We start from the raw sequence: 286 nt of genomic DNA, 5'->3' as shown, positions 1-286 counted from the left end.
AAAAGCGCTGCTGCGCTTCCAGCACCGCCGGTCCCATCCTGTCGCGGAACTGCCGCATCCATTCGGCCAGCCAGAAGCCTTCGATGCGCTTGTGCTGGAAGATCAGCTGGCCTGGCTCGCGGATGACGGTCGGCTCGGCATCGAGCCTTCCATAGACGATCCAGCGCGAGCGCTTCGGCATGGCATTGAAGATGGCGGAAGCCAGCGGGCCGGTGACCGCGTCCAGGAAGACGCGCGGCTGCTCGGCCTTCATCACCTCGCGCAGCGCCGTCTCGAAATCCGCCGC

At 66.1% G+C, this 286-nt stretch carries 1 pseudogene; it reads right to left on the bottom strand.

Features of this window, described 5'->3' with window-relative positions:
• Positions 1 to 286 (bottom strand): annotated as a pseudogene (locus EN851_RS35815) (NADH oxidoreductase); the annotation flags it as partial.

It is taken from the genome of Mesorhizobium sp. M8A.F.Ca.ET.208.01.1.1, from assembly GCF_004791315.1.
Classification (GTDB): Bacteria; Pseudomonadota; Alphaproteobacteria; order Rhizobiales; family Rhizobiaceae; genus Mesorhizobium.
Note: the sequence above shows the minus strand (reverse complement) of the source record. Positions and strands in the feature narration are given on the sequence as shown.